This window comes from Paucilactobacillus suebicus DSM 5007 = KCTC 3549 (genome assembly GCF_001434475.1).
In the GTDB taxonomy this organism is placed as follows: Bacteria; Bacillota; Bacilli; order Lactobacillales; family Lactobacillaceae; genus Paucilactobacillus; species Paucilactobacillus suebicus.
Map to the genome: position 1 here is coordinate 91514 of NZ_AZGF01000005.1, position 26919 is coordinate 118432.

26 protein-coding genes and 1 riboswitch are annotated in these 26919 nt (G+C 38.2%); of the genes, 10 read left to right on the top strand and 16 right to left on the bottom strand.

Going from position 1 to position 26919, the window contains the following annotated elements; all coding sequences use genetic code 11:
• Positions 1–90: 90 nt before the first annotated feature.
• Positions 91–831, bottom strand: coding sequence for an MIP/aquaporin family protein (locus FD16_RS03490; protein ID WP_010621915.1), 741 nt, complete (start codon positions 829–831; stop codon positions 91–93).
• Positions 832–1100: 269 nt separating this feature from the next.
• Between FD16_RS03490 and FD16_RS03495 the strand changes: the two genes are divergently transcribed.
• Positions 1101–1886, top strand: coding sequence for an enoyl-CoA hydratase-related protein (locus FD16_RS03495; protein ID WP_010621914.1), 786 nt, complete (start codon positions 1101–1103; stop codon positions 1884–1886).
• Between the two features lie 395 nt (positions 1887–2281).
• Positions 2282–4510, top strand: coding sequence for a glycoside hydrolase family 65 protein (locus FD16_RS03500; protein ID WP_010621913.1), 2229 nt, complete (start codon positions 2282–2284; stop codon positions 4508–4510).
• Positions 4511–4707: 197 nt separating this feature from the next.
• On the opposite strand, the gene FD16_RS03505 is transcribed toward FD16_RS03500, so the two are convergent.
• From FD16_RS03505 to FD16_RS03540, 8 genes are all read right to left on the bottom strand, one after another.
• Positions 4708–5385 (bottom strand): GDSL-type esterase/lipase family protein, encoded by a 678-nt coding sequence (locus FD16_RS03505; RefSeq protein WP_010621912.1) that lies wholly within the window; start codon positions 5383–5385, stop codon positions 4708–4710.
• 193 nt (positions 5386–5578) lie between these two features.
• A complete protein-coding gene (locus tag FD16_RS03510; protein ID WP_010621911.1) occupies positions 5579–6607 on the bottom strand; it encodes an IS30 family transposase in 1029 nt (342 codons plus the stop codon).
• Between the two features lie 242 nt (positions 6608–6849).
• Positions 6850–7497, bottom strand: coding sequence for a thiamine phosphate synthase (gene thiE, locus FD16_RS03515; RefSeq protein ID WP_010621910.1), 648 nt, complete (start codon positions 7495–7497; stop codon positions 6850–6852).
• A 2-nt stretch (positions 7498–7499) separates the two neighbouring features.
• A complete protein-coding gene (gene thiM / locus FD16_RS03520; RefSeq protein WP_010621909.1) occupies positions 7500–8315 on the bottom strand; it encodes a hydroxyethylthiazole kinase in 816 nt (271 codons plus the stop codon).
• 88 nt (positions 8316–8403) lie between these two features.
• Positions 8404–8513: riboswitch (TPP riboswitch) on the bottom strand.
• A gap of 51 nt (positions 8514–8564) precedes the next feature.
• Positions 8565–9254 carry a ribose-5-phosphate isomerase RpiA gene (gene rpiA / locus FD16_RS03525; RefSeq protein WP_010621908.1) on the bottom strand — a complete coding sequence of 230 codons (690 nt, stop codon included), beginning with the start codon at positions 9252–9254 and terminating at the stop codon, positions 8565–8567.
• 19 nt (positions 9255–9273) lie between these two features.
• A complete protein-coding gene (gene rbsK, locus FD16_RS03530; RefSeq protein WP_010621907.1) occupies positions 9274–10191 on the bottom strand; it encodes a ribokinase in 918 nt (305 codons plus the stop codon).
• A gap of 151 nt (positions 10192–10342) precedes the next feature.
• The gene (locus FD16_RS13075) at positions 10343–10921 is read right to left on the bottom strand and encodes a hypothetical protein (RefSeq protein ID WP_010621906.1); all 579 of its coding nucleotides are present in this window, start codon (positions 10919–10921) and stop codon (positions 10343–10345) included.
• Between the two features lie 19 nt (positions 10922–10940).
• Entirely contained in the window at positions 10941–11237 is a 297-nt protein-coding gene (locus FD16_RS03540) for a DUF2316 family protein (RefSeq protein WP_010621905.1), read from the bottom strand.
• A 214-nt stretch (positions 11238–11451) separates the two neighbouring features.
• On the opposite strand from FD16_RS03540, the gene FD16_RS13005 reads away from it, so the two are divergent.
• Positions 11452–11595, top strand: a complete 144-nt coding sequence (locus tag FD16_RS13005; RefSeq protein ID WP_010621904.1) for a hypothetical protein — start codon at positions 11452–11454, stop codon at positions 11593–11595.
• A 144-nt stretch (positions 11596–11739) separates the two neighbouring features.
• A complete protein-coding gene (locus FD16_RS03545) occupies positions 11740–12501 on the top strand; it encodes a sulfite exporter TauE/SafE family protein (RefSeq protein ID WP_010621903.1) in 762 nt (253 codons plus the stop codon).
• Between the two features lie 202 nt (positions 12502–12703).
• Here FD16_RS03545 and FD16_RS03550 read toward each other — a convergent pair whose 3' ends face one another.
• From FD16_RS03550 to FD16_RS03570, 5 genes are all read right to left on the bottom strand, one after another.
• A complete protein-coding gene (locus FD16_RS03550) occupies positions 12704–13363 on the bottom strand; it encodes a hypothetical protein (RefSeq protein ID WP_010621902.1) in 660 nt (219 codons plus the stop codon).
• Positions 13364–13439: 76 nt separating this feature from the next.
• Positions 13440–14768 carry a replication-associated recombination protein A gene (locus FD16_RS03555; RefSeq protein WP_010621901.1) on the bottom strand — a complete coding sequence of 443 codons (1329 nt, stop codon included), beginning with the start codon at positions 14766–14768 and terminating at the stop codon, positions 13440–13442.
• A gap of 67 nt (positions 14769–14835) precedes the next feature.
• Positions 14836–16410, bottom strand: a complete 1575-nt coding sequence (locus FD16_RS03560; protein WP_010621900.1) for an MFS transporter — start codon at positions 16408–16410, stop codon at positions 14836–14838.
• A gap of 1 nt (position 16411) precedes the next feature.
• Entirely contained in the window at positions 16412–16963 is a 552-nt protein-coding gene (locus FD16_RS03565; protein WP_010621899.1) for a PadR family transcriptional regulator, read from the bottom strand.
• A gap of 122 nt (positions 16964–17085) precedes the next feature.
• Positions 17086–18255 (bottom strand): GGDEF domain-containing protein, encoded by a 1170-nt coding sequence (locus FD16_RS03570; RefSeq protein ID WP_010621898.1) that lies wholly within the window; start codon positions 18253–18255, stop codon positions 17086–17088.
• Positions 18256–18537: 282 nt separating this feature from the next.
• Here FD16_RS03570 and FD16_RS03575 point away from each other — a divergent pair, with 282 nt between their 5' ends.
• Both FD16_RS03575 and FD16_RS03580 read left to right on the top strand, forming a co-directional pair.
• The gene (locus tag FD16_RS03575) at positions 18538–19575 is read left to right on the top strand and encodes a lactonase family protein (RefSeq protein ID WP_010621897.1); all 1038 of its coding nucleotides are present in this window, start codon (positions 18538–18540) and stop codon (positions 19573–19575) included.
• Between the two features lie 322 nt (positions 19576–19897).
• On the top strand, positions 19898–21154 hold the full coding sequence (locus FD16_RS03580; protein WP_033385781.1) for an MFS transporter: 1257 nt from the start codon (positions 19898–19900) through the stop codon (positions 21152–21154).
• 187 nt (positions 21155–21341) lie between these two features.
• Here the strand turns inward: FD16_RS03580 and FD16_RS03585 are convergent, their stop codons facing one another.
• Positions 21342–21923 (bottom strand): NUDIX hydrolase, encoded by a 582-nt coding sequence (locus FD16_RS03585; RefSeq protein ID WP_010621895.1) that lies wholly within the window; start codon positions 21921–21923, stop codon positions 21342–21344.
• Between the two features lie 24 nt (positions 21924–21947).
• Positions 21948–23363, bottom strand: coding sequence for an MFS transporter (locus FD16_RS03590; protein ID WP_010621894.1), 1416 nt, complete (start codon positions 23361–23363; stop codon positions 21948–21950).
• 364 nt (positions 23364–23727) lie between these two features.
• Between FD16_RS03590 and FD16_RS12720 the strand changes: the two genes are divergently transcribed.
• The 4 genes from FD16_RS12720 to FD16_RS03605 all read left to right on the top strand — a co-directional run bounded on the left by FD16_RS12720 (position 23728) and on the right by FD16_RS03605 (position 26861).
• Positions 23728–23889 (top strand): hypothetical protein, encoded by a 162-nt coding sequence (locus FD16_RS12720; RefSeq protein ID WP_155804342.1) that lies wholly within the window; start codon positions 23728–23730, stop codon positions 23887–23889.
• 256 nt (positions 23890–24145) lie between these two features.
• Positions 24146–24673 (top strand): flavodoxin family protein, encoded by a 528-nt coding sequence (locus tag FD16_RS03595; RefSeq protein WP_010621893.1) that lies wholly within the window; start codon positions 24146–24148, stop codon positions 24671–24673.
• Between the two features lie 116 nt (positions 24674–24789).
• Positions 24790–25488 (top strand): response regulator transcription factor, encoded by a 699-nt coding sequence (locus FD16_RS03600; RefSeq protein WP_010621892.1) that lies wholly within the window; start codon positions 24790–24792, stop codon positions 25486–25488.
• A 17-nt stretch (positions 25489–25505) separates the two neighbouring features.
• Positions 25506–26861 carry a sensor histidine kinase gene (locus FD16_RS03605; RefSeq protein WP_010621891.1) on the top strand — a complete coding sequence of 452 codons (1356 nt, stop codon included), beginning with the start codon at positions 25506–25508 and terminating at the stop codon, positions 26859–26861.
• Positions 26862–26919: the final 58 nt, after the last annotated feature.

Consider the following 26919-nt stretch of genomic DNA (forward strand, 5'->3'; position numbering starts at 1 on the left):
ATTATTCATGTTTTTGATAACCGTATGTTATGAACTTGATTTGTCAGTAATTTAAAGCATTATTTAATCTATAATTTCACAAACTTTTTTTTACTTGATTGGAAAAAACATAACGAAAAGTACGGCACCAATGATTGCGCCAACTATCGGTGCAACTACAGGAACCCAGCTATACCACCAGTTTGACTTACCTTTATTCGGTATTGGTAACAGGTAATGAACTAACCTTGGTCCTAAATCTCTTGCAGGATTTAACGCTGGACCTGTAGCACCTCCCATCGAAATGACCAGTGTCATAATTAACAAGCCAACTGCCACGTTCGCAATATCGATATTTTGTGCCAAAAACATTCCATGATAAGCTCCCAGGGCTCCGAACACTAAGAACAGTGTGCCAAACATTTCGTTTAGAAATCCATTAATCGTACTATCGGCACCGTCTCCAGTTGAAAAAGTCATTAGAACAGCTGCTTCGTCTTGAGTTTTCTTGTAAAACGGCCAGTAGCAAACGACGACAATCAGTTGCCCAACGATTGCACCAGCAAATTGCGCCGTGATATATGGTAAAACGTCTGCCCATGGAAATAATCCAACCGTGGCAAACGCAATTGTAATTGCTGGATTGATATGATTACCGGATATCGAGCCAAACATAAATGCCGGTATCATAACACCAAATCCATATCCAAGTGCCACAAACAGCCACCCTCCATCGTGTCTGCCCGTTGTACCCTTTAGAGCCATATTAGCCACTGCACCATTACCAAACACGATCAGTATCATCGTGCCAAAAAATTCAGCAGCCATTTTTATTCCAAGTCCATCTGACATGTAAATCCCTCCTCCTAAAATTTGCAAATATTTGCACATGAAATTTATCACGCCTACAACTATTTCGTAAATCTACATTTTTATTCATACTACCGATAACAATTTGTTATAAACTCCAATAATCGCTTTCGTAGTGCATAGTAAGCGCTATCAAAAACTAATATATTACTAAATATTTTTATTTTTATGCTTGCCATTTCGCTTGTGAATTATGTATCATCAAGTTGGAAAGTGTTTATGATCACATCTCTTTCAGGAGGATGTTAATCATGAAGAATTATGAAAATCTGTTGTTTGACGTTAAGGATGGTATTGGTACTTTAACTATTAATCGTCCTAAATCACTTAATGCTCTTAATTCAGATACATTAAGAGAAATTGGCGAGACCCTAAATGAGGTCAAAGACAATACCGATGTTAAGGTTTTAGTGATCACAGGTTCAGGTCAAAAGGCTTTTGTTGCTGGGGCTGATATTTCACAAATGGTCTCAATGAATCCAATTGAAGCCGCCGCACTATCAGAACTTGCGCATAAGGCATTCCACACAATTCAAGAATTACCACAAATCACAATTGCAGCCGTCAATGGATATTGTTTGGGCGGTGGCTTTGAGTTAGCAAATTCTTGCGATATTAGAGTGGCCGCAGCAACTGCTAAGTTTGGACAACCAGAAGTTGGCTTAGGCATTGTTCCTGGATTTGGTGGTACTCAACGATTAACCCGTCTAGTTGGTCGTGGTAAAGCTAAGGAAATTATTGCTACTGGCGCCCAAATCACAGCTCAAGAAGCTAAAGAAATTGGTGCAGTTGAAGAAGTTGTCGAGTTAGATGACTTGATGACCAAAGTCGATGAAATTGCACATAAGATCATGAAAAATGGTCCTGTAGCCGTACGAATGGCCAAGTATGTGATTGATAAAGGTGCCGATCTTGACTTAGATACAGGGATCGCATTTGAGACTCAAATGTGGGCTCAAACATTTGCCACCGAAGATCAAAAAGAAGGTATGACCGCCTTTCTCGAAAAGCACGGTGCTAAATTTAACGGCAAATAAACACTTCAACGGATTTGCATTGCAAACAGGGATCCAGATTTTATTCTGGATTCCTGTTTTAATTATCCGTTTATTACGGTTAAGTGTTCTTTCCTCTTATTTTGATTAAACGTGCCAAAAAATGCAGACGCTCATTTTATAAGGAACCCCCAGCCTAACCGCATAGTTCACGGTTAAGTGTTCTCTCCTCTTATTTTTATTAAACGTGCCAAAAAATGCAGACGCTCATTTTATAAGGAACCCCCAGCCTAACCGCATAGTTCACGGTTAAGCTGGGGGTTCCTTATAAAACAGCATCTGATCGCATTTTTTGGCACTCTTTGTTTAACAATTCAACTCTCCTACATTACAATCGTACTATATGTTAACTAATTTTTTGACAAGGAGGTTCAACAATGGCCATTAATGAAAATTGGGAGATTTATGATAACGAATTGTCCGTCTCCGACAATCAAACTATTGAGTCAATCCTTACCGTTGGCAACGGTTATTTTGGTATGCGCGGTGCTTACGAAGATGATGCCATTAGTGAGAAGTCGACTACCCATGGTGCCTATATTAACGGCTTCTATGAAACAGCCCCAATTACCTATGGTGAGCAAGCCCACGGTTATCCCAGCGAACGACAATCAATGATTAGTCTTCCCGATGCATCACATATCAGCTTACAACTGGATGGCATTCCAGTAGATCACAATCACGGCGAAATTACTGATAATATTAGAGATTTATCAATGAAAACGGGCCTAATGACACACAAATTTGTATGGACCGGTAAACTAAGCGGTAAAAAAATCCAAGTTTCGTTTAGGCGGATCGTTAGCCATGTCCGTAAACATATTTTTGCAATTCAGATGACTGTTAAACCTGTTAATTTCAAGCGTGGAATCCTGTCAATTAAATCAACTATCGATTCAGACAATCTATCCGCACATTCAAGTGATGATCCGAGGGTTAGTGAAATCAATACTGATGAAATTATGAAACATGCCCGTCAGATTAACACTCAAAACGATCAAATTATTGGCCTCAGTTTTACGACTCAACGTAGCGACCTATCCGCCATGGTTGGAGCGATTCACAATTTGGATGGCAAGGTTAGCAACAACCAAAAAATATGGCAAAGTCAAATATTGATTGATCAGCAACCGGTCAGAATGGAAAAATTCGCCTGTTATTTTGATACTCGGGAATCTCATGGAGAATCGGTATCGGAAACAGTAGTGGCAGAATTAGAAAAAAGTAAAGAAGCTGGATTTGATGCATTAAGAAAGGAACAAGCAAATTACATGCGTCTGTTTTGGCATGATAGCGACATTCATATTGCTACAAACTACCATGACGATTTACAAATGGCCAGCCGATTCGCACTATTTCAACTACTTCAATCGGTCGGTAAAGATGGTAAACGAGGTATAAGTGCGAAGGGCCTATCAAGTACAGGATACGATGGCCATTATTTCTGGGATACAGAGATTTATATCATCCCGTTTTTTACAATGACCCAACCTCAAATTGCCAAATCATTGCTAACTAACCGATATAATCAATTGTCCCACGCAACGGAGCATGCTATGGATCTAGGTTATCGAGGGGCCCTGTTCCCATGGCGCACAATTAATGGAGAAGAATCATCCGCCTATTTTCCTGCCAGCACTGCGGCTGTACACATCAACGCTGATATCATGTTTGCTCTCCAGCAGTACTATTACTTCACTGATGACGAACACTTTATGCGTCAATACGGTCTTAAAATGCTAGTAGAAGCAAGTCGTTTTTACCTCAGTTATGGTAGCTGGGATAAAGAAAAAGGATTTGTGATCAACACGGTTACCGGCCCTGACGAATACACTGCGTTAGTGAACAATAATTCATACACAAATTTAATGGTTAAAAACCAGCTAGAATTTCTAACAACGTCTTTTGACTTATCACAGGTCGCCAGATTTGGTGTCACTGAAAAAGAGTGGCAGCAATTTGAAATGGCCGCTAAACAGATGTTTATTCCTCGTGAAGACAATTTAATTGGTCAAGATGATAGCTTTTTGTCAAAACCTAAATTAGACCTTAAAACGATGGATAAATCGAAATTCCCACTTCTCATGCATTATCATCCATTGTTCCTATATCAGCATCAGGTATTAAAACAGGCCGACTTAATTTTAGCTATGGCGTTAATGCCATATAGATTTACCAACGAGCAGCAAAAAATTAATTATGAATACTATGAACCGCTGACCACTCACGATTCCTCATTATCAAGGTGTGCCTATGCAATCGCCGCTTCACGTTTACCCGACCAAGATGCTTTTGATCAGATGCTGCAATCTTCATTTAAAACCGACTTGACGGATAGTCAAAACAACACTGCAAATGGCATTCACACTGCGTCAATGGGCGGCATTTGGCTGGTAATTTTATTGGGATTGGCACATGTTCAGGCAACTGAAAATAAATTAATCCTTGATCCTATTATGCCACCTTCTTGGAATGCATATGTTGTATGTATCCAGTATCACGGTAGTCAAATCAAACTCTCGGTTTCTGAACGAGGTTCTCACGTAACCTTGATGCATGGCCTACCTATTAAAGTCCAACTAAACGGTGAAATAGTCCAATTTTAAGTTAACTTAATCCTCGAATTGAGGAGATTGAAAAATTTATATGCATCATAGTTGCTATTGGTTTAAGTTGTCTAACCTAAGCATGCAACGAATGATTGATAAAAAAGCGAGGCTCCTCAGTCAAAAATCCTAAATCAGGGTTCAAGTCTTGGAGCCTCGCTTTTAAGCACAAAAACTGCCTTTTCTCTTTTTTATTTCTATTCTTCCAAAAACGGAAGCATATTTTGCAAAACAATTTTATATCCGGCTGACATCATGTGTGCGCCGTCAAAAATCAATTCTTGACGTAGATTACCATCCTTATCAGTTAACCCCTTATTAACATCAATAAACTGATATCCATGTTTTTCAGCCAACTTTTGAACCTCTTTACTAGCATTAGCCATTGACTCCGTACTACGAGTTTTAAACAATGACTGATGATCCTTTTTTGAACCACTAAAACTCGCAGCCTGATTAACCGGAAAATAAGCCATTGCATAAACCTTCGTGTTAGGCAAACGACGTTTAATTTGATTAAATATTTGATCGTAATTTTTTAAGAATGTCTGCTCTGCAATGCCAAAACCGATATCATTACTGCCAATATTGATAAATATTTTACTAGGTTTTAAATCAAAGATTAGTGTATCCATATTAGCAAGTAAATCGGCAGTCGTCGTTGCCCTAACCCCACGGTTATATATAGTCTTGTCTAAGTTTAGATCTGCTTGCATTTTAACTATCGGGAATATTTCCATTAATGATGAACCAACAAAGTCAATTTGTCCTGTCTTTGCGATTTGATTTTCCTTAGCATACTTAGTCCTAAGTTCATTTTGTTTTTTTTCAATTGATGGATCCAGATTCGTTAATTTTCTAGTTTCATTATCCATTTTTAGATTGCCTCTCATTTCTATCAAAGTGAATTATATTTCAATAGTTAGTTAATGTCAACATAAACTAACTAAATAAAGAGACAGAAAAAAACTATTATTTGTAAAAAACACTAAATTTAATGATTAAATTTGTTCCCGAAGTGTCAAATCAAGTGCAACAGTTAATGACCTATTCCAATGATTGGTCTAGTTAGTCAGCTAGACCTGGTAATAGTTCAGCTGGACAATGATAATCTAAGAGCTTTCGAGGACGGTGATTCAAGGTATCTTGAGCGACCTGTAGTTCAATCACATTCACCGGTCCCAAGGATTTACCCTTAGGAAAGAATTCTCTTAGTTGTCCATTTAGGTTCTCATTAGTCCCACGTTCCCACGGCGAATATGGATGAGCAAAGTAGATCTCAGTCTCCTTGACTTGGCTAAGTTCAGCGAACTCACTACCATTATCAAAGGTAATGGTCTTAAAGTATTGCGGGCCATAGTCGGCCAAAGTCTTTTCGAGAGCTTGGCGACAAGTCCTGGCGTGGTAATTAGGTAGTTTCACCAAGATTTCCAAACGACTAACCCGTTCCGTGAGCGTCATTAACGCTGGTTCATTCTCATCGCGTTTGGCCTTAACCAAATCGCCTTCCCAATGGCCAAATTTTTGACGCTGCTGGACAACTGCCGGGCGATCTTCGATCGATCGGCCTAACACCTTCTTATTTAAGCGAGAGTGAGAGCGTCCTGGCTGTTTAATTCGGCGCCGTAGTTTCTTAGGAAGGTCATGGTTGCGTAACGCCAAACAACCTTGATCAATATAACGATAAACGGTGGGCACCGAAGGACACGGGAAACCTGGGTAGGTCTTCTTGAAATGATCAATATAGGTATCGACGTTGTAGACCCGCGGGTTAGCTTTCAGAGCCCTAGTCAAGCTCTTAAAGAAGACAATGGCTTTTTTAAGTAGTCCCTGCGGATGACAATTAGATCGGTGTTTGCGGTACACGGCTTCGCCGGTTTCCGCAAAGTAGGCTTGATAATGGCGATGACATTGAGAATCAATTTGAGTTGTCGTGCCGCGGGCTAGTTCACGGGTAATGGTACTGGTACTGCGATGAAGTGTTTTTGCGATCGTGTGCGCGGTTTTGTGTTGGCGACTGAGCGCCTCAATTTCACCGCGTTCATCAGCTTGGAGTTGTTGGTAATGACGAGGCATGTTATTCTGGTTTTGGGTCATGAAGACACTCGCTTTCTTAATTAATTTCGACGTTAATAAGAATAGGTCTTCATGGCCTTTCATGTCTAGTCTGAAAGGTCTAGTTGATTAGTGTTGCACTTGAATTTTAAACTGGGCGATTAAATTTGTTTAACCTAAACATGTAATAATCATTTACTCCAATAGAAGGACCCCAGGCTAAAACTCATCGTGTTTAGTCTTGGGGTCCCTGTTAAGGGAGCAAAGCACCCTTATTTCTAGTTTTATTTGTATTCAACACTATTCATTAGTGTGATCGTTTTAGCGACATTATTACTTCTTGTAATCATCGAAATGACTGAAGCACCAGCAACGCCGGTTTGAGGTAAATCAAAAATATTATTGTCGTTTATTCCACCAATTGCCACAATCGGTACTCTACTAATTTCAACTAACTCTCTCAATCCATCTAGTCCAATAACCGGTGCTCCATGTTTCGACAAACTGGGATAAATTGCACCACTACCAATGTAACTAATACCATCAATTTCATTTGCATCTAAAACCTGTTGTCTCGTATGGCAAGATAATCCGACAAACATATGTGTCCCGACAGCTTTGATAACATCCTGAACTGCCGTGTCAGTTTGACCTACATGTATTCCGTCCGCCTGGATTTCATTTGCCAAATCAATATCATTATCTATGATAAATGGAACATTATAGTCATGACACATTCTCATCAGAAACCTAGCTTCCTCAATTTTGCGTGTTCCTGTCAAAGCATCCAGACCCTTTTCTCGGTACTGAAATGATGTAATGCCTGCCTCTAATGCTTCTTTTAATATCTGAGATAATTTTCTTCCGCTTCCTGCCACATCACTAGTGCCAGCGATCAAATACGTCTTCAACATCGATTTATTGAATTCCATGACTATTCCTCCGCGTCAGTGCTTTGAACTCTTGCATTAGAGCTAATGATCTTAACATCAATATCGTTTAACTTATCAATTAAAGTTGCAGAAAACACGCTAGGTTGATGTTGGTTAACTACATTTGCAACTAATTCTCCTGTCGTTGCGTACACAACTGTTGCCACCCTGGTTGCTTCGTAAAAATCAGATGAGACAGCACAAAAACAGCCAATTAAGCTTGATAAAATATCACCAGATCCGACTCTTAATTTAAAGAGATCAGTTTCATTAAACACTTTTGTAACGTTATCACCATCTGTAATAATATCTGTTTTCCCACTTTGTGCAACAATACAATGATACTGATTGGCACAATCCTTAGCAATTTGGACAGGATCTAAATCACCTTCACCAGCATCAATGCCTTTGGCGTTCCATTGAGCACCAATTAACGCAGCGATTTCACCAGCATTACCACGAATAACTCTAATATTATGTTTTTTCAAAAGTTGAATAGCACGTTGATCACGTGAAGGTGACGCTCCAACCGCCACTGGATCTAAAATAACAGGCTTATTATATTTATCCGCTAAACCAATTGTGGTATCAATTTGATCGATCTTTGGATCAATCAGTGCTCCCAAATTAACCGTCAACGACCCACAAATCTTGATTAAATCCTCAGCTTCTTTAGTTTCTTCATTCGCTTCAACCGCTGCTGGTGATGCACCAATTGAATTAATTGCGTTGCAAACGTCTTGAACTGTCACAAAATTGCAGATATTAAATGCGATTGGATTAACCTCGCGCAGTTTATCGAGTAACTCATACTTCATGAATAACTTCCTCCCAATAATGAAAAAGCGCTAACAACCTGTGGTTGTTAGCGCTTAGTAGTATCACTTGATTTGCTTAATAAATTAAAGTTATTAACCAACACTTTCCCTACGCAAGTACTAACTTAACAGGTTCTAAGGGGCCAAATCGCCATAGATTTATCTCAGCCGCTACTGACGGCATCCCTAGTGCTTTTATTAAATTTAAACTAAATATACTATTCTTATATAGACCAGTCAATCTAGTTTTTATCCTAAATCTTCTCTAGATAGTGTTTTTATACCATGCTGGGTACCCACGATGACTGTGTTAACAATATTCAAAAATAGTCCGTGTTCAACAACGCCCGTCATGTTACTTAATTGATCAGCCAACTCATTCGGTTGATCGATCTCGCCTAAGTGCAGATCGATGATGTAATTATCGGAATCTGTGCGTAGCATTGAATCACCATTCATTCGGTAAGTTGGTTTGTACCCCATTTTTTCAAATCGTTCAAATAAATGACTAGAACCAAATGGAATTACTTCAACTGGTAGAGGAAATTTCCCTAATTTATCAACCATCTTACTTTCATCGACAATCCACAAATCTTTCTTTGAGTTAGTTGCCACAATTTTTTCCCATAGTAAAGCAGCGCCACCACCCTTAATGCCGTCAAAATCCTTACTAATCTCATCAGCACCATCAATAGTTAAATCAATTTGATCGATTTCATCCAATGGTTTAACAATAATACCAAGATCCTGGGCCTGTTTAGCTGTTCGCTTAGACGTTGAAGCACAAACAATATTCATTTGCTCATTTTTAACCCGCTTACCGAGTGAATCGACCATTAGCTTAACCGTAGATCCACTTCCTAGGCCGACAATCATTCCATCTTTGATATGCTTAACTGCTTCATCACCGACAAGTTGTTTCAATTCATTTTGATCCATTATATATCCTCCAATTGGATTACTTACCAGCCGCAATAATCTGGTCCAGTTTAGGAATTGATGGCATGGCACCCAGTCCTTGAACCGTAATAGAGCTAGCTCGTTGGGCAAAAGTAATTGCTTCAGTCATATTACTCAATTCTGCGTTAAGTTGAGAACTAAGTGCACCAATAAACGTATCTCCAGCAGCCGTGGTATCTACCGCCTTAACTTTAAATGCAGGGATAAACTCATGACCTTGATCATTCGCGTAAAATGCACCTTTACTACCAACAGTGATGATTAAGTTTTTGACCCCCATTTTCTTAAAGGCGGTAAAATTATCAATCATTGATTCTTCATCAGTAACTTCAATTCCTGTCAAGCTTGCACTCTCTGTCTCGTTTGGAATAATAATGTCTGTATATTTTAGCAATTCCGGTATAATTTCAGCTGCCGGAGCTGGGTTTAAAATCGTTTTTACCCCGTGTTCTTTAGCAAATTTAAATGCAGCTAAAGTAGCCTCTTGAGGTGTTTCAAACTGAGAAACGATAAAGTCAGACTGAATAATTTGATCATGAGCATCATCTATCTCGTTGGTTGTCACCTTTTGGTTTGAACCACCGTAAACAATAATACTGTTTTGACCATTGTCATCTAACAAAATGATGGCCGAACCAGTTCCAATCAAAGGGTCAGTAGAAACGTTTGCAGTGTCAACACTGTCTTCTTGCAAACATTCAATCATGTATTTTCCTTGTTCATCATCACCGACACGACCAATGAAGCCAACCTGTGCGCCAGCACGAACGGCAGCAATTGCTTGATTAGCACCCTTACCACCTGCTGCACTACTTTTGTTTTCGCTTGAAATTGTTTCCCCAGGTTTAGGCATTGCCTTAATTGTCACAGTGGTATCAACATTTAAACTGCCTAATACGGTCACTTTATTAGCCATAATTTAGTCTCCTTTAGTTTTTAAAGTAAAACGTTTTACTTTACCCAAATCAACGAATTACTTTTTTCTATTGATATTAACTTATCATATGTCGGAAACGTTTTCAACTAATTTACTAAAAAAGCGTCCATTACGGACGTTCATATTAAAACTATTCGTTAACCCATTTTTCAGCTTGTTGATATATTCTGGAAACATCGTCCGGGCGATCAGTGCCCAATAAATCTTGGCTAATAGAGCCACCTGCTGCTTGTCGAACATACGATAGAAATTGGTATGATGGCCTGTACCCTATTAATTCTTCTGGATCAATTTTAAACTGAGTTCCAGGGATTACTGGGTGTAAATTATCACTTTCATTAATCGAAATCATATTCGCAATCTTCCACTCATTATGACGTTTCTCAACCCGATAAATTAGCCGCCGAAAAGATTCTATCTCAACTACTACATTTTTTATAACCATTCTCATTCTTGTCTCGGTTGGTAATTCGACAAATGCTTTTGATCCGTGTAAATGGATCACCGGCGCACTAATACTCCCAACGATCGGAAAACGGTAATCGACCTCTGTAGATTCTGCTTTAATAAATTCTGACGCTGGACCACTTTGCCAACTAGTAGCAACGGTTGCATCACTAAAGTAACAGTTAGCAATCTCACTATTGCCACGCACACGAAACATCCGCTCTCGTGACACCAACTGCGCTATTTCAGATAGGTCATTCATATCGATCCTCCACTAATTTTTATAGTCTAGCTTTTTCAATTCGCCGACTATTTAAAAACCAATATTGGTGATAGTCCCCAACTAACGCTGTGAATTTAACCGGCCGGTTACCATCAGCAACTATTTTTTTCTCTAAATAATTCTTGATAATCCAAGGATCCTCAATGTGATTTGCATCTAAATTCATTGTCCGTTCAATGGTTGCAGTGGTAGTTCCAAGTGCACTGGCTAAGTCGTTGACGCTTAGACCTGACAATTCAAAATTTTGCTTAAGTTCATTTTTAGTATCAATCGTTTGTTGATGTGTTAGTGACATAAACATAACCTCTTTTCTAAATAGTTGTAAATCTAACAGTTGTTATTCTACATTAATTTATTGTAAGTGTCAATCTAAAGACTTTCTGAAGTAACCGTGAAAACCATTCAAAAAGTTTGATATTCTGTCAGTGGTAGGACTACAATAAACTCGTGGGGAGTTATAAAGCGCTTCCCCACTGGTTCATAGTGGTTTGTGAAAGAGGTGATCGAACATGGCAAAGCTGAGTAAAGAACAACGCAAAGCTCTGATCGAAAAGGCTGAAGAGCAACGTGCTAAGAACCCACAACCAAAAAAGAAGGTTTCTGGATTCGCAGCCATCGATAAAGAAGCTGACAAGCTATCCAGCCAGAACTAGGCTGATACTTAAATAGCAATCCAGCTAATTGCTGAACTAAAATGCGGCAGGTCGACCTACCGCATTTTTTGTGTCGCCATACTGAGACCACTGCACTTATGATATAATTATTCGCAGAATATATATCGAAGGGAGATCCATGTTTTGTCACTGTGGCTTATGATCATTATCCTATTCGTCGCTGGTTTTGCCGCTGGATTTTTAGCCTCAGTAGCTGGATTAGCCTCTCTAATTTCATACCCTGTACTACTAGCATTAGGAGTACCGCCAGTGAGTGCCAACACAACTAACACCGCTGCACTCATGTTTACTGGTGTTGGGGCATACATATCTTCATCTAACGAATTGCGTAGCGATCATAAAACAACTTGGAAGGTTGCCATCGTTGCACTCGTTGGTGGCGTCATCGGTGCAATTATTCTAGCAGTCTCACCAGCGTCTTCATTTGAAAAAATCGTGCCGTTTCTCATTTTTGGTGCTGGACTGTTAATGCTTTGGAACCAGTATCATCAACCGTCTTCTAAAAAACACAATGAATCCACACTGGTTACGGTACTTAAATATATTGCAATTTTTCTCGTTGGTGTCTATATTGGCTATTTTGGTGCTTCAGCGGGTTTAATTTTGCTATCTATTTTAATGACAACCCTAAACAAATCGTACGCAGTCACTAACGCAATAAAGAATTTTACAACATTTCTGACAAATGTATTATCGGTCGTAGTATACGCATTCACAACTAAAGTTTATTGGTGGATGGTTGTCCCAATGGGAGCTGGAATGTTCTTAGGCGGATATGTCGGCCCGATTGTAGTCCGTAATGTGCCAGTTCGACCTCTCAAATTCATTGTTGCATATGCAGCTTTTGGACTAGCAATTTATTTATTTTGGACTACTTATTTCTAAATAAGAAGTGAAAAAAAGGCGCTTCGCTTCCATAACATAAGCCCCCAAAGACTAAAATCCTGAATTTTGGATTTTTGTTTTTGGGGGCTTATGTGGCCGAAAACATTCGTTTTTTGCACGTTTAGACTAACCAAATTAAATAATTAAATTAGTATTTTGGGTACTATTTATAGATCAATTGGAACTTTTGTCCCAGATTAACTTATCGTTGCCTACCAGTCTGTAAATACGCAAGAATCATCAAGTAAACTCGCTCTTGAGTATCATGGTCATGGAACAGTTCTCCTAGCACCTTGACACTTTCAGTTGCCGCAATTTTAATACAAGCCTGTTGAATTTGTTCGTCAGAAGTATTTGCTAGTCTCGGATCATTATTCTGTCTTTTAGCAGTCTCCATATTACTTTCAGCTGTAAAAGCGTACCCTCTTTGCCAACCCAAATACCATATATACAGTAGATGAGAAAGCAAAAGATCTTTATTTTTTAGATTTTCATACTCTTTCCAGGACTTCACATCAGCTGATTTTTCAAGAATTAGCGAAATATCATCGTTCAGATAGTGGGCAATTCTGGTCTTAGTATCACCAGCGTCTTCACAGAACTGCTTAAACAAATTATTGGTAATCGCCTGAATGCCATCCTCGTTGAGCTTTTTTCCAGCGTTAGTCACTTGATCGCTAGTGGCCTGTTTGATGCCCTGACTTGCTGACACAATAAATGAACCCGACAAAATATCAAACCATTCATTCAATGGTTTTGCTTGAATTTGGCTGATTACTTCAATAATTTGATTTTGATTTTTACCATCATTTTGGCGTAATTGAGTTTCTAACTTTTCAAATTGATCATTTTGAGCATACAATATCTAAACAACTCCTCGAATAATTTACTTGGTACAGTATATGGCAGTTTCTGGTGCCTAGCAAATATTTCTAACATCATTCATTGTCATGCTGAACATGCCAATCTTTAAGATATTCAAGTCGTTGCTTAAATCTCTTTTCATTGCCTTGTTCCGTGGGGTGGTAATATTCGTGTCCCTCAAGTTCTGGCGGCATAGTCTTCATCGAAGTGACCTTGTCCTCAGTTGAATGCGCGTACTGATAACCCTTGCCATAATTCAGTTCCTTCATCAATTTGGTGGGTGCATTTCTAATTTCTAATGGTACAGGCTCATTACCCGTCTTTTTGACATCTGACTTTGCATCTAACCGAGCGCGATAAGCCGAATTAGACTTTGGCGCCAAAGAAAGGTATATCACTGCTTCAGTCAAATGAACGTCACATTCAGGCATACCAATTAACTGACACGCTTGGAACACATCAATTGTTAGAGACAGTGCTCTAGTATCGGCTAAACCAATATCTTCACTTGCAAATCTAACTAAACGGCGCGCAATATAAATCGGATCTTCACCACCATCAAGCATTCTAGATAGCCAGTATATTGCAGCATCTACATCACTATTTCTCATCGATTTATGGAGTGCCGAGATCAGGTTGTAGTGTTCCTCACCCTTTTTATCATATCTTAGAGACTTTGTATTCACCAGCTGATTTAAATTATCTCGATTAATATCAACTTGATGATCATGAGAATTTCCGTTTAAAACTGCCATTTCAAGCGTATTTAATGCAACGCGGGCATCCCCATTTGCAAATTGCGCAATCAACCGGATCGCATCGTCATCCACTTTAATCTCAAGATTAGGAAACCCGTTAGGATGTTTAATTGCATTCTTAATCAGTTGAATAAGATCATCTGTCGTCAACTGTTTTAAAACAAACACTTTACACCGTGATAAAAGTGCAGAGTTAATTTCAAATGATGGATTCTCAGTTGTTGCACCAATTAAAATAATACTGCCACGTTCCACAAATGGTAAGAAAGCGTCTTGCTGTGCCTTATTAAATCGATGAATTTCATCAACAAACACAATCGTTTTTTCACCAATTTCGCGATTAGCTTCTGCCTCTTCCATAATCTTTCTGATATCTTTAATACTGCTGGTTACAGCACTAAAATTAACAAAATGAGCTTTCGTTTGATTGGCAATAATTTGAGCTAACGTTGTTTTGCCAACACCCGGCGGTCCCCAAAAAATCATAGACGATAGCTGGTCACTGTCTATGATTTCTCGCAATATTTTACCATGTTCCAGCAAGTGCCCCTGACCGACGAACTCGTCAATTGATTGTGGCCGCACTCGATTGGCCAATGGACTATTTTGCTGACTTTGTTGTTCAAATAACGATTCTTGTTTCATCATATCGCCCCACTTCAACCACACTAATAGTTTATCACCATTCAGCGTAATTAACGTCTAAGACTATCTAGTCCTTATCAATCTTAACATCACTAGACTCGACGCGATTTTTTAATAGAATAGCTGAACCGATACAACCAATAAGAACAATTACTGCAGAACTAAAAGCTACTGCACTCATGCCGTTGTCATACGCGTGGACAACTACTTTCTGAAAATCAGCCGCAAACGGTGCCTGGCTTAATCTTGTCGAAAATGCAATACCGTGACCAGAAAATGGACCTGCTTTAACCAACGCACTGTGAAGACCGCTTAAAGCCGAGCTTGGCATGTTAACAGTACTTAAATGACCATTTAAATATTTTTCATACTGTGAACTTTGAATTAGCCCAAGGCCAACCACACCCATGGTGGTACCTAACTGCCGAAAGACATTAAGTAATCCCGAGGCCATGCCCATTTCTTGCGGAGCTACACCTTCCATTCCAACAGTGTTTAACAGTGGATTGACCATTCCATTGGTGATTCCCATTAGAATCATTCCAGGCCATAACTCAGCAAAAGTCACACTTGGATCTATCACTAATGCAATCGTTAAGAAGCCAATACTACCAATCAGCAAGCTACCACTAATCATCCATTTTTTTGAAAAACGCGCGCTTAAAATACCAACAATTGGTCCAAGAACTAGCGACCAGACACTGATTGTTAACTGTCTAATCCCAGTTTGAAGAGCAGAATAGCCAATGTAATTTTGCATCAACGCAGTCAGATACGTATTAAAAGCGTACACACCTGCTCCTAAGGCAAATGCGACCAAAATGGTGCCAAGAAAATGAGGCTTTTTGAACATATTAACGTCCATCATCGGATTGCCAATCTTCACTTCTACAATTCCGAAAATGATCAGCAATATAATACCGGCTGCAACCCATCCCATCACATTTAGAGATACCCAGCTCCAGTGAGGGTGATTTTCTTTTACAATTAAACCATAAATAATTGCAAACAGACCAGCTGCTGATAACACCATTCCCGCTAAGTCAACCCTTTGGTTCTTTCCGTAGCTAGGTGTTTCTTTAACGTAAATTACCGTTAGAATTACGGCAATGATACCAAAAGGCACGTTAACGAAGAAAATTGCTGGCCAACTAAAGTGTTCAACTAAGTAACCACCAATCAGTGGTCCAGATGCTGTTGAAACACCAATAACGGATCCTAAGATTCCTAAAGCTAATCCACGATCTTTACCAGAAAAGTTAGAAGCAACTAGTGCCATTGATAATGACATCATCCCAGATCCACCAATTGCTTGAATTCCACGACCGATATCCAAAACTAATAGGTTTGACGCAAATCCATTAACTGCAGACGCAATTACGAATAATACTAAAGAACCTAGGAAAATTTTCTTACGTCCAAACATATCACCGAGCTTTGACATAATCATCAATGTAACAGCGTATACCAAGGTATATGCATTCAAAATCCACTGAAGATTGGTAAAAGTAGTGTTAAAGTCCTTAACCATTGTCGGTAATGCAACGTTAACAACCGTTACGTCCAGTAAACCCATAAACGTTCCAATACCCATAGCTGCCAATGCGATCCATTGCTTGGCACCATTATTTTTTTCTTGCATTTTAATTATTCCCACTTTCATTGATTTCAAGTTCACGCTGTTGAACCCATTGAAGCTTCGTCTGACAAATTTGAATGCTTAAATTCAGTGATTTAATTCCCCACACTAGCGAGTCATAATTGCTAGCTCCCCTAATTAACTTATCTTTCAAATGAACTTTTACTTCTTGAAAAACGTTTAAATCAGATTGGACGTCATTTTTATAATCAGTCAGTATTTTCAATTGTTCATTGTGACTAATCGCAGACATACCTCGAAATTTAAAACGGTACATAGATTCACGCTTAGAATCATCAGGAATTTCTTTTTTCATTAACTCCTGAAACCGTTTAGTTCCCTTTTCAGTTAAGTGAGCCATTTTCTTATTTCTTGGATCTTCATGATGTTCTGTCAACTCAATATATCCTGCATTAGCTAGTTTGCTAAGTAACGGGTACATAACTCCGTTTGAAACATCACGCCTGGGAACTAATGTACTGCTGAGCACCCGGCCCAATTTATAACCTGACATATCTCGAGATGTCAGCATACTTAGAATTAAAAGTTCGTACATGTTTTCCTCCATATGTCGTAACGACCGATAATGATTATAAGTTGTTTCGACATATATTGCAATATGAAACGAAAAAAATCATCACAAATTTGTTTGTGATGATTGAATAACTAAACTGATTTTTAACCGACTTCTTTATCTAACGTTCTACCACGGATAGTGATTGCATCTCTGCCACTATGCTTTGATGCATATAAAAACTGATCTGCACGTTTATATATATCCAAGTAATTGGAATCATCTTCTGATGCACGTTCCTCACCAATAGAGACAGTCACTTTAACCTCGTGATCATCAAAATTAAATCTTAGTCTACTGACAGCGACAGAAATTTCTCGAGAAATTTCTTCTGCTCGGAGATCATTTTGTTTGATATCAAACAGAATAATCGTGAACTCTTCACCACCAGTTCGATATAGTTTCGCACGGTACTCCAACTGGCTTACCAAAACATCAATCTGGTGAGCAATTGTCTTCAAAACTTCATTACCCGCTACATGGCCGTAGGTATCATTGATACTTTTGAACCTGTCAACATCCAGTGCATACATCGCGTAAAGTGTATCATGCTCTTTAAAATCCTTGAACAATTTTCCAAGATCATGATTAAAAACGCCAAACGAATGGACTCCAGTTAGATCATCATATTCAGCCTGATGCTTGAACTTTAAAAACATCATGTTCTGATGACGTAAGATTTTGGTATAACCATAAACTGCAAGCTCTAACAGTAGTAATGCAAAAATCTGTCGCAACCAGGATAAATTATCCTGACCGTGATACATTGACGTTGCTACTGCTAAAATAGAGCAAGCCGTCACAGTAAATGAAATGAAATATGAAAGTGTGTTTCTTTCAATATTGGCAGCGAGGACATAAACTAATATCTCAACTACCAGTAATAGTAAAACCTTCGCAATAAAAGCACCTGAAATTACAGAACTACCACTGCTGGATGCCCAGATAATTGTCAGTAAAACTGAAATAACTATCTGCCACCATGTTTTAACCCGGATCATCAAATTAAAAAGTGCAACGATGATTACATTTAGATAGGTCCAGTGAAATCCAATTGGCATATTTGATGAGTGACCATTTCCCCATGACTCCATGTACACAAATATCAGAAACATGAACCCAAGAGTACATAATATTAAATTTTTATATTTTTGAATAAATTTATGGTTTAATTCCTGCTCAAGCCAAGTAAACAAAGACACTGCACCTAAAAGCACAATGACGTTTGCAATTAACGAAGACGTGTAAGAAATAAATACAATGCCAAAACTCATATAAAATGCAAAACCTTTCCTAACAGCAACTAGCTGTCAATTAACATAATTATCCAATACTAATTCAAAACTAGGCACGTGTAACCATATTACCATACGTTTACGCATTCCTTTAGTTAAATATGTAAATACAATGAATATGATCATACGGTTTAAAAACGACAAATATATTACCCTAACATTAAGAATTAACAAAAGTTGGTTATAATTAGCCACATAAGCTAAATTTATTTAATGTAGAATAATGACAACGTTTACAAAGAATACATTGGAGTGATTATCATGGAAAAATATTTTCTTGGCACATACACAAAACGTAATTTAAGTCACGGCATTTATACTTTCGATTTTGATCCAGATCACCAGGTAGCATCAAATTTAAAACTATTTGCCGAAGCTGGAGATCCTTTCTATTTGACTAATGGGCCTGATAATCTGTTGTATAGTATCGATTACAATCGTCACACCGATAAACCGGGAGGCATCAAGGCACTTTCTAAGGAGTTCGAAAGTCCGACAGTAAAATATAGTGTTTACGATGCTACGGCTTCTGGAACTTATATTGATTATGATGCAGAAAATCAGCTTGTTTTTACTGCCAATTATGACATCAATGAAATATCTATTTATTCAACTCGTAATAATAAATTTACTCTGCTTGACCGAACTCACGACGTTGGCCAATTGGGACCAGAACCAGAACAAGCTGATGGCCCTCACCCGCACTTTATTAATTACACCCCTGATCATCGGCTAGTCGTCTGCGACCTTGGTATTGATACAATCCTGACCTACAACATCACAAATGATTATAAGTTTGAACTAGTTGCCACTCTAAAAATGCCGGCTGGCTTTGGTCCTCGCCATTTGAGATTCAATCACGATCAAAATATTGCTTATGCAGTTGGGGAACTTAGCAGTGATTTAGCCACTTTAAAATATGATCCTAAACTTGGTCAATTTTCAATTGTTGATATTATCAGTACTATCCCAGCAAACTGGCACACTCATAACGGCGCCGCTGCCATTAGAATTTCAGCGGACAACCGCTTTGTGTATGTCTCAAATCGTGGATATAATTCTGTGGTCGTTTATAAAATTGCAGCCAATGGAAGTGTAGAACAAATTCAAAATGTTCATACCAACGGTGACTTCCCATGGGATATTCAATTTTCAAAAAGCGAACAGTCGCTACTGGTTGCTAATCAAAGGTCTAATAGCTTATCTGTTTTCCAAAGAAATACCGAAAATGGTAAGTTAAAGTTACTCAACAGTGACTTTATGATTCCAGAGCCGCTGGCAATTTTGCGAACAGAGTGATTTTTAAGCATCTGTATTGATGATTATCACGTTTTCGTTAAAAGCATTTTAATTTATCATTCTGAAAAAGCCTAGAATCTCCTTCCAAGATTCTAGGCTTATATTGTGTCATCAAATAAAGTAATTTTTATCTAATCGAAATTTAAGTGAAACCGCTAACTCCTTTGTCAAACAATAAATTCCACTTCCCACTTTCATTCAATAGGGTTGACAATTCGGTTTTTGAAAGTAAAGTAGTCCTTATCGCTTATCATTAAGTAGACGAATTGTTCGTCAGTTGAATGTTAAATTCAACCTAATTTCAGTAAAAGAAGTGAATAAAATGAGTGTGTTAAGTAACACCTTTTCGTCCCTCCGAGAAAAAAATTTTAGATATTTTTGGCTAGGACAATGCATTTCTGTTATGGGTACCTGGGTTCAGAGAACTGCTCAAACCTGGCTGGTATACCAAATGACTCAATCAGCATTCCTAGTTGGACTATTATCCGCATGTCAGTTCATTCCAATTCTACTATTAACGCTTCCCGCAGGTTCAATCATTGATCGATATCCTAAACGTCGTATCTTGTTAATTACCCAGTTGGGTTTTCTTGCTTTGGGGGCCGCAATGACGGCAATTGTTTATTTGAAAATAGTTCAGTATTGGCAAGTCCTATTAATTGCGGTCGCATATGGTGTGCTTCAAAGCTTCGATACCCCGACACGCCAGTCTTTTGTTGTTGAACTGGTGGGCCAAAAGGATTTAATGAACGGTATTTCGTTAAATTCCACCGTCTTTAACCTGGCTAAGATTGCCGGTCCTTCCCTTGCCGGCGTTTTAATGGTGCAATTTAGTGTTGGCTTTTGTTTCTTGATTAATACCATTAGTTACATTGCTGTGCTAATTGGTATCTTAATGATTCATCAAAAAGAAGTCCTAGCAACACCTTCACGAAAACGAATTGTTAGTGATGTCAAAGAAGGATTATCATACGTCTGGAATCATGCAAATATTCGTTTAAGTGCTGAATTAATGTTGATTGTGTGCACTCTAAATTACAACAATAACGTTATTATTCCAGTATTTGCAAAATCAGTATTGCATTCAGGGGCACAGACGTATGCTAATCTACTGTCCGCAACAGGTGTTGGCTCATTAATTGCAGCATTTTTAATGAGTTACATGTCGCGATTTGGATTACAAAGAAATATTTATTTGATAGTTGGTGTTGGAACTGCCGCCCTTCAGAGCTTAATGCTATTTGTTCATACATTTACATCCGCTGCAATTATTATGGTGTTGGTTGGTTTTTGTAACATGATTTTCCTGAATCAATCAAATGCATCATTCCAGTTCTCAATTCCAAATGAATTACGTGGACGAATTATGAGCGTTTATGTATTGTTAAATCAAGGATCAACTCCCATTGGTAGTATTTATTCTGGTGGCATCATGGATGCATTTTCTGGAATGTGGGGCTTCCCATCTTGTGGTATTTTAGCACTGGTATTGTTAGTTCCAGTACTAATTGGTAATCATAAAATGGTTGGTCAATGGTTGCATACCGAACGACAAAACAATTCTAAAGACGTAGTATAATCTGCAATAAAAACTAATTTTAATTTCAAAACTTAAGGCCTTCAAGACCAAAATCCTAAATTTGGATTTTGGTCTTGAAGGCCTTAATTAGCACTTGTTATCCGTTTATACCAGATAAATTTCGATACTAAAGTTACGATGTTAATGCTATTTGTAGACAGGAAATATTTTTTCACAAACCAATTTTTTAGCTATTCAAATAGATGAACAATCCCTGTAATGCAACCACACCTTGTGCACTATGAATATCTAACACAGATGGAAGTTTGTTTAGCTCCAAAGTAGATGCAATATATTCCCATTTACCAACATCTTCATCTTTGTCAAAATCTCGTTTATCTGTAAAATTGTGATTATTGGTCGTTAATTCAACAAGATAAATGTACGTCTGCTCGTTTGTAAATCCTTCTGAGGTATTTATTCGGTCAACAAGGACGAGATCACTTGAACTATTTAAAAGTAATCCCATTTCTTCTCTCAATTCACGCTTAGCAGCATGATCAGGTGCTTCATCACCGTTTACCATCCCGGCAACAATTCCCTTAGTTGTCGTGTTCATACCAGCACGAAATTCTTCACTTAAGTATAGTTTATAATCATCATTTATTCGTTCAAATGGCAGGACTGCAATTGAGTTACCATGGTCGACAACCTGGCGGTGAACCACCACACCATCAAAACTAGATTTAACTTGCCGATCATAAACGGTAAATATTGGACTTTGGGCTAGTAACTTTTCCGAAATAATTTCACCTGTTTTATTTTCCATTATTAAACCTCTTTTCAAATGATGCTACCTGACAATTTTTTTATTGGGATCGAAGATATTAGTAATTAATACAATAATTAGTAGCACCACGACTACTGCAAAAATAGAATGCATGCCATGCAATATAATCGTATCAATTGCCACTTTTTTTATTCCACTAGCATTCCCATTTGCACTAATTGCATTATTGATCTCTGACATTTTGATGGCACCGCGTTGAGCAGAAATGACAAGGTTCAAAACTGCCCCAAAAACTGCAGTCATAATTGTTTGCCCTAAGGTTCTACCAAGTGTCAAGAGCGATGTAGCTGATGCAATCAAGGATTGATCGACAAAGCGCTGACTCAAAATTGTATTCATACTAATCACCGCTCCGATACAGCCACCATTAAACATTGCAATGATATAGAAGGCCCATGATGGGAAGTTAAGACCAGCAAACACGAGTACTGAATACACAATTAGCAAAATGACACAAACAAAGATTGAGACATATTTGGGTACAAATTTAGCAATCACCGTTCCAACAAAAAACGAAGCCAATAGCCACATAATAGAACTGGAACTAACGACTAACCCAGCCACAGTTGCGTGTAACCGATATATTGACTGAAGCCACATTGGAAAATAAACTTGATATGCAATTAGGACACCGCTTAAAACAGCCGCAGTAATAATTTGTACGCCAAATGATGGATTTTCAAACATTTCAGGTGATATTAACGGGCTTATATTAGGACGTTTCTCGACTTTGATTAATGCTACCAGACTGATAGTAGTTAAAATCAGCAATCCTAATGCGATAACCGGTGCAGAATCCAATGACTGAACTGCTAATAGCAGTGATACTAGCGTCAACGATAACAGACTGATTCCGACCCAATCAAACTTAACCCTTTTACGTTCAACTGGTGACTCGTGATATCCAATCCATGATAATACGAGAACGATAATGCCCAATGGTACGTTAACAAAAAACACCCAATGCCAAGATAACTGGTCAACTAAAAAGCCACCTAACAACGGTCCAATTAATGCTGACAGCCCCCATGCCGTGTTGTTATATGCCATTACTCTTGCGCGATCTTGAAAACTATAGTAATCAGCAATAATTGTAAATGTTAGAGGCATGACGGCCCCAGCACCGATTCCTTGAATTGCTCTTGAAACAATTAAAACATAAATATTTGGAGACATACCGCTCATAAAAGATCCCAGCGTAAACGCAAATACGCCCCACAAGAATACTCTTTTTCGACCGCTTGAATCGGCCATTTTTCCATAAACTGGAGTTGTTACCGCCGTTGTTAACAAGTACGCACTCATAATCCAACTTTGGTATGAAATACCGTGCAATTCACTAATAATTGACGGCAAGGCAGTTGTCACGATTGTTACTTCGACTGATGTCATAAATGTAGCAATAAAGACCGCCATCATGACTATGCCGCGCCTTTGCGAGTGCGGTTGTTGACTGCTTTTTTGCAAATTTCTCACCTAACTTTAAAAGCTTTAAAAAAATTTAAATTAATACCATTCTATTACTCTCGTTAAAATAAAACAAAATTTACTAACACGGTTAAGATAAATCATCCGAATTTTAATTTAAATAAATCAATGCGTACCAATGGATGTAAGCGCTATTAAGTGTTAGCATTTAATTAATTTCAAATGTAGTTTGTATGCTTCTATTTTAAAATTAATTCGTAGCCAAAATTCTCTGTTGTAGTCTTGCTTGAATTTATTATTCGAAGTTTAATACTTTGTTTGACACTAGCCACTGAACAAAAGGAGAGTGTGAATCATGGCAAAAAATGTGCAACAATCGATTGAAGAACTCACCCAAATCATTGATAGTCCCACGCAGATCAGTATTGAGACAAACCAGGTTAAACTGATTGAAAACCAACCGATTACTTTAATTGAAACACAGCAATATACTTTGTTAGACTCGTCAAAAAAATAAGGGTTACGGTACTTAAAATTTTACCGTCAACCGCACCATGGTAATGAAACAGTGCTTAAAACTTATATAAGCTTAACGTTCAACAAACGGTTGGCTTCGGACGCGTGGGGTCCTCAAAACCAAAATTCTAATTTCAGGATTTTAGCCTTGAGGACCCTATGTGCTGAGAACAAAATCTAACGGCATCATTGAATTTATTGACCAAACCATACTGCAACGTTAACATTAAAATAAATCGTGTTACTGGGAGGAAAAAATGAAAATTTTAGTAATTACTGGCAGTTCTCACCATCCGGGTACGTCGGAAATTTTGGCAGATAATTTTATTATGGGCGCCCAAGAATCTGGTAATGAAATTACAAGATTTGATGCTGGTGATACCCCGATCAGTCCACTTACCGTTGACGCAAAAAACAACACCGCTAATGGTAATGAAACCGACAGACAAATTCTAACAATGTTAAATGACGCAGACATGGTTGTTCTGGTTACCCCACTTTATTACTTTGGTATGACTGCGCAACTAAAAGCGGTTATCGACCGCATGTATCAAAACAATCAAAACCTAATTGGGAACAAATATGCGATGCTTCTAGCAACTGCATATGGTGACGGTGATAGTTTTGATGCCTTAGTAATGCACTACCACTCTATTACAAGATACATGAAGTGGACCGACCAAGGTATGTTACTTGCTGGTGGCTGTTCAGGCGTCAATGATGTTAATCGGACAAATTATCCTAGTCAGGCATACCAACTAGGAAAACAAATCAAACTCGATTAATTTCAACTAGTAAAAAAATTATGAAACAAAACAAATTTTATTGGTTGCGACACTATTTAATCAGTAACTTTGATAAAATTACCGTTAAGAGAAATAATTTACTGGGAGGATTTACATTGGCACAAACAATTTTGCTCGTTGAAGATGAGGCTGGATTGGTTGACTCGCTTTCATCTGAGTTTAGCTTCGAGGGATATGAAGTGATAACAGCTCTTGATGGTGAATCAGCCGTTAGTACATACCATGAAAACCAAAGTAGTGTTGATCTGGTTATCCTAGACTGGATGTTACCCAAATTAGACGGTCTGGGAGTGTTAAGACGAATCCGCCGAGAAAGTGATGTTCCCATCATCATGTTAACGGCCAGGGACTACAAAGGTGATAAAGTGGCCGGTTTGTTAGGTGGTGCTGACGACTATGTCACAAAACCATTCGATATTGAGGAGTTATTAGCAAGAATTCAGGTTGTGTTAAGACGGCCAAGAGATTTAAAGAGCTCACAAAGTGAATCGGTCTATGAGCTAGACGATTTGAAACTCGATACAGATAAGCGATTGGTTACACGTGGTACTCACAACATTCAGCTAACTCAACGAGAATTCAAATTATTATTGGAACTAATTAAAGACACTGGTAAAACATTTACCCGTGATGAATTGCTGAATGCAGTTTGGGGCGTTGATTTTGATGGTCAACCTAACACTGTTGATGTATATATTCGATATCTGCGTAATAAAATCGATCGTTTCCCCGAAAAAAAGAAGCTAATCCATACAATTCGTGGCGTTGGATATTCTCTGGATATTTTGGACTAATCTAGAAAGGCATCATAATGATGAATAACAAGCAACGAAAAGAAAATAGTGCTTCAATCATGCTACGAAGTTTTATTTTGCTGGTCACCATTATCATATTTGTTGCTAGTATCTCCACAGTTGTTGCTGTTGGTCATGAACTTCTTGAGACTAGTAATTATAATTCCAGTAAAATTATTACTAGTCTCAAAAACACTGTTATCGATGGCGACCATGACTGGCGCAATTGGCGGATTAATAACACACTAGATACCAGTACCAGCTACGTCCACGTGCATAATATGCGTAAAGATGCCAAGACAAAAAATTATTACTCACCGGGAACTGAAAAGCTTCTCAGTAAAAAAATGACCGAAATACCGCTGATTAAAAATTTATATTATCGTTCTAACGCCGGCTTTTACTACTATGGCACTGGCCATTCAAGAGGCATTGACTATCAATTATGGACAAAAGTTAATAATGAATTAGAGTTGTTAATTCGCATTGTGGCAGTTTTAATAGTTATACTGTTGCTAACTGTTGTTATCAGTCCGATTTACATTCGGGTTATTACACGTAGGTTAACATCCCCCCTGTCGGATCTAACTGAATCAGCAGAATCCATTTCAAAAGATGGAAATCGTCAATTGTCACTTCCGGTTCCCGATAAACCAACGGAAGTTACAAATTTAGCTACTAGCTTTAATCGCTTGCTTGATGAATTAGAGAAAAAATCTGAAAAAGAAAAGTTATTTGTTTCAAATGCGGCACACGAACTACGAACCCCAATTGCCACAATTAGAAGCCATGCTCAGCTAATTCAAAGACGTGGTCGAGAACATCCCGAAATCATCCCCAAATCAATTGAATACATCAACGATGAATCACATCAGATGCAATCACTTGTGGACGAACTATTAACACTGTCCCGAGCAGACAGAATGACGCTCGATTTCGACAACTATGACTTGAGTCAGTCACTAAATAACATCAGTGATCGTCTGAATGCAGCAATTAAACAAAAGATTAATCGACAGATTGAAAAAGATATTAGGATCACTGCTAACGAGGAAAGCATCGAACAAATTGTGACAAGTTTACTAAGCAACGCGGCCAAATATTCGCCTAATGATAGTGTCATCACGCTAAAACTAGATCGAATTAATGACGTAACTCAAATTAGTGTAATTGACGAAGGCCGCGGTATTAATGATGAAGACAAGCCCCACATATTTGACAGATTTTATAGATCTAATGACGTTAGAGGATCAATTGCAGGAACAGGACTTGGCCTATCAATTGCAAACGAACTATCATCTTTAAATCATGCTCAATTATCTGTCAGTGATAACCATCCCCATGGCAGCATTTTTACAATCACATTTGAATAGTTGGACCGAAAAGATCGAAAAATTCACTTTTTTCGATCTTTTATTTTGTTTAAGTTGT

What these genes read in the sequence shown, in the direction of transcription:
- FD16_RS03490 (WP_010621915.1), bottom strand. Translation starts at nt 831, where the DNA reads ATGTCAGATGGACTTGGAATAAAAATGGCTGCTGAATTTTTTGGCACG.
- FD16_RS03495 (WP_010621914.1), top strand. Translation starts at nt 1,101, where the DNA reads ATGAAGAATTATGAAAATCTGTTGTTTGACGTTAAGGATGGTATTGGT.
- FD16_RS03500 (WP_010621913.1), top strand. Translation starts at nt 2,282, where the DNA reads ATGGCCATTAATGAAAATTGGGAGATTTATGATAACGAATTGTCCGTC.
- FD16_RS03505 (WP_010621912.1), bottom strand. Translation starts at nt 5,385, where the DNA reads ATGGATAATGAAACTAGAAAATTAACGAATCTGGATCCATCAATTGAA.
- FD16_RS03510 (WP_010621911.1), bottom strand. Translation starts at nt 6,607, where the DNA reads ATGACCCAAAACCAGAATAACATGCCTCGTCATTACCAACAACTCCAA.
- thiE (WP_010621910.1), bottom strand. Translation starts at nt 7,497, where the DNA reads ATGGAATTCAATAAATCGATGTTGAAGACGTATTTGATCGCTGGCACT.
- thiM (WP_010621909.1), bottom strand. Translation starts at nt 8,315, where the DNA reads ATGAAGTATGAGTTACTCGATAAACTGCGCGAGGTTAATCCAATCGCA.
- rpiA (WP_010621908.1), bottom strand. Translation starts at nt 9,254, where the DNA reads ATGGATCAAAATGAATTGAAACAACTTGTCGGTGATGAAGCAGTTAAG.
- rbsK (WP_010621907.1), bottom strand. Translation starts at nt 10,191, where the DNA reads ATGGCTAATAAAGTGACCGTATTAGGCAGTTTAAATGTTGATACCACT.
- FD16_RS13075 (WP_010621906.1), bottom strand. Translation starts at nt 10,921, where the DNA reads ATGAATGACCTATCTGAAATAGCGCAGTTGGTGTCACGAGAGCGGATG.
- FD16_RS03540 (WP_010621905.1), bottom strand. Translation starts at nt 11,237, where the DNA reads ATGTCACTAACACATCAACAAACGATTGATACTAAAAATGAACTTAAG.
- FD16_RS13005 (WP_010621904.1), top strand. Translation starts at nt 11,452, where the DNA reads ATGGCAAAGCTGAGTAAAGAACAACGCAAAGCTCTGATCGAAAAGGCT.
- FD16_RS03555 (WP_010621901.1), bottom strand. Translation starts at nt 14,768, where the DNA reads ATGAAACAAGAATCGTTATTTGAACAACAAAGTCAGCAAAATAGTCCA.
- FD16_RS03560 (WP_010621900.1), bottom strand. Translation starts at nt 16,410, where the DNA reads ATGCAAGAAAAAAATAATGGTGCCAAGCAATGGATCGCATTGGCAGCT.
- FD16_RS03565 (WP_010621899.1), bottom strand. Translation starts at nt 16,963, where the DNA reads ATGTACGAACTTTTAATTCTAAGTATGCTGACATCTCGAGATATGTCA.
- FD16_RS03570 (WP_010621898.1), bottom strand. Translation starts at nt 18,255, where the DNA reads ATGAGTTTTGGCATTGTATTTATTTCTTACACGTCTTCGTTAATTGCA.
- FD16_RS03575 (WP_010621897.1), top strand. Translation starts at nt 18,538, where the DNA reads ATGGAAAAATATTTTCTTGGCACATACACAAAACGTAATTTAAGTCAC.
- FD16_RS03580 (WP_033385781.1), top strand. Translation starts at nt 19,898, where the DNA reads ATGAGTGTGTTAAGTAACACCTTTTCGTCCCTCCGAGAAAAAAATTTT.
- FD16_RS03585 (WP_010621895.1), bottom strand. Translation starts at nt 21,923, where the DNA reads ATGGAAAATAAAACAGGTGAAATTATTTCGGAAAAGTTACTAGCCCAA.
- FD16_RS03590 (WP_010621894.1), bottom strand. Translation starts at nt 23,363, where the DNA reads ATGATGGCGGTCTTTATTGCTACATTTATGACATCAGTCGAAGTAACA.
- FD16_RS12720 (WP_155804342.1), top strand. Translation starts at nt 23,728, where the DNA reads ATGGCAAAAAATGTGCAACAATCGATTGAAGAACTCACCCAAATCATT.
- FD16_RS03595 (WP_010621893.1), top strand. Translation starts at nt 24,146, where the DNA reads ATGAAAATTTTAGTAATTACTGGCAGTTCTCACCATCCGGGTACGTCG.
- FD16_RS03605 (WP_010621891.1), top strand. Translation starts at nt 25,506, where the DNA reads ATGATGAATAACAAGCAACGAAAAGAAAATAGTGCTTCAATCATGCTA.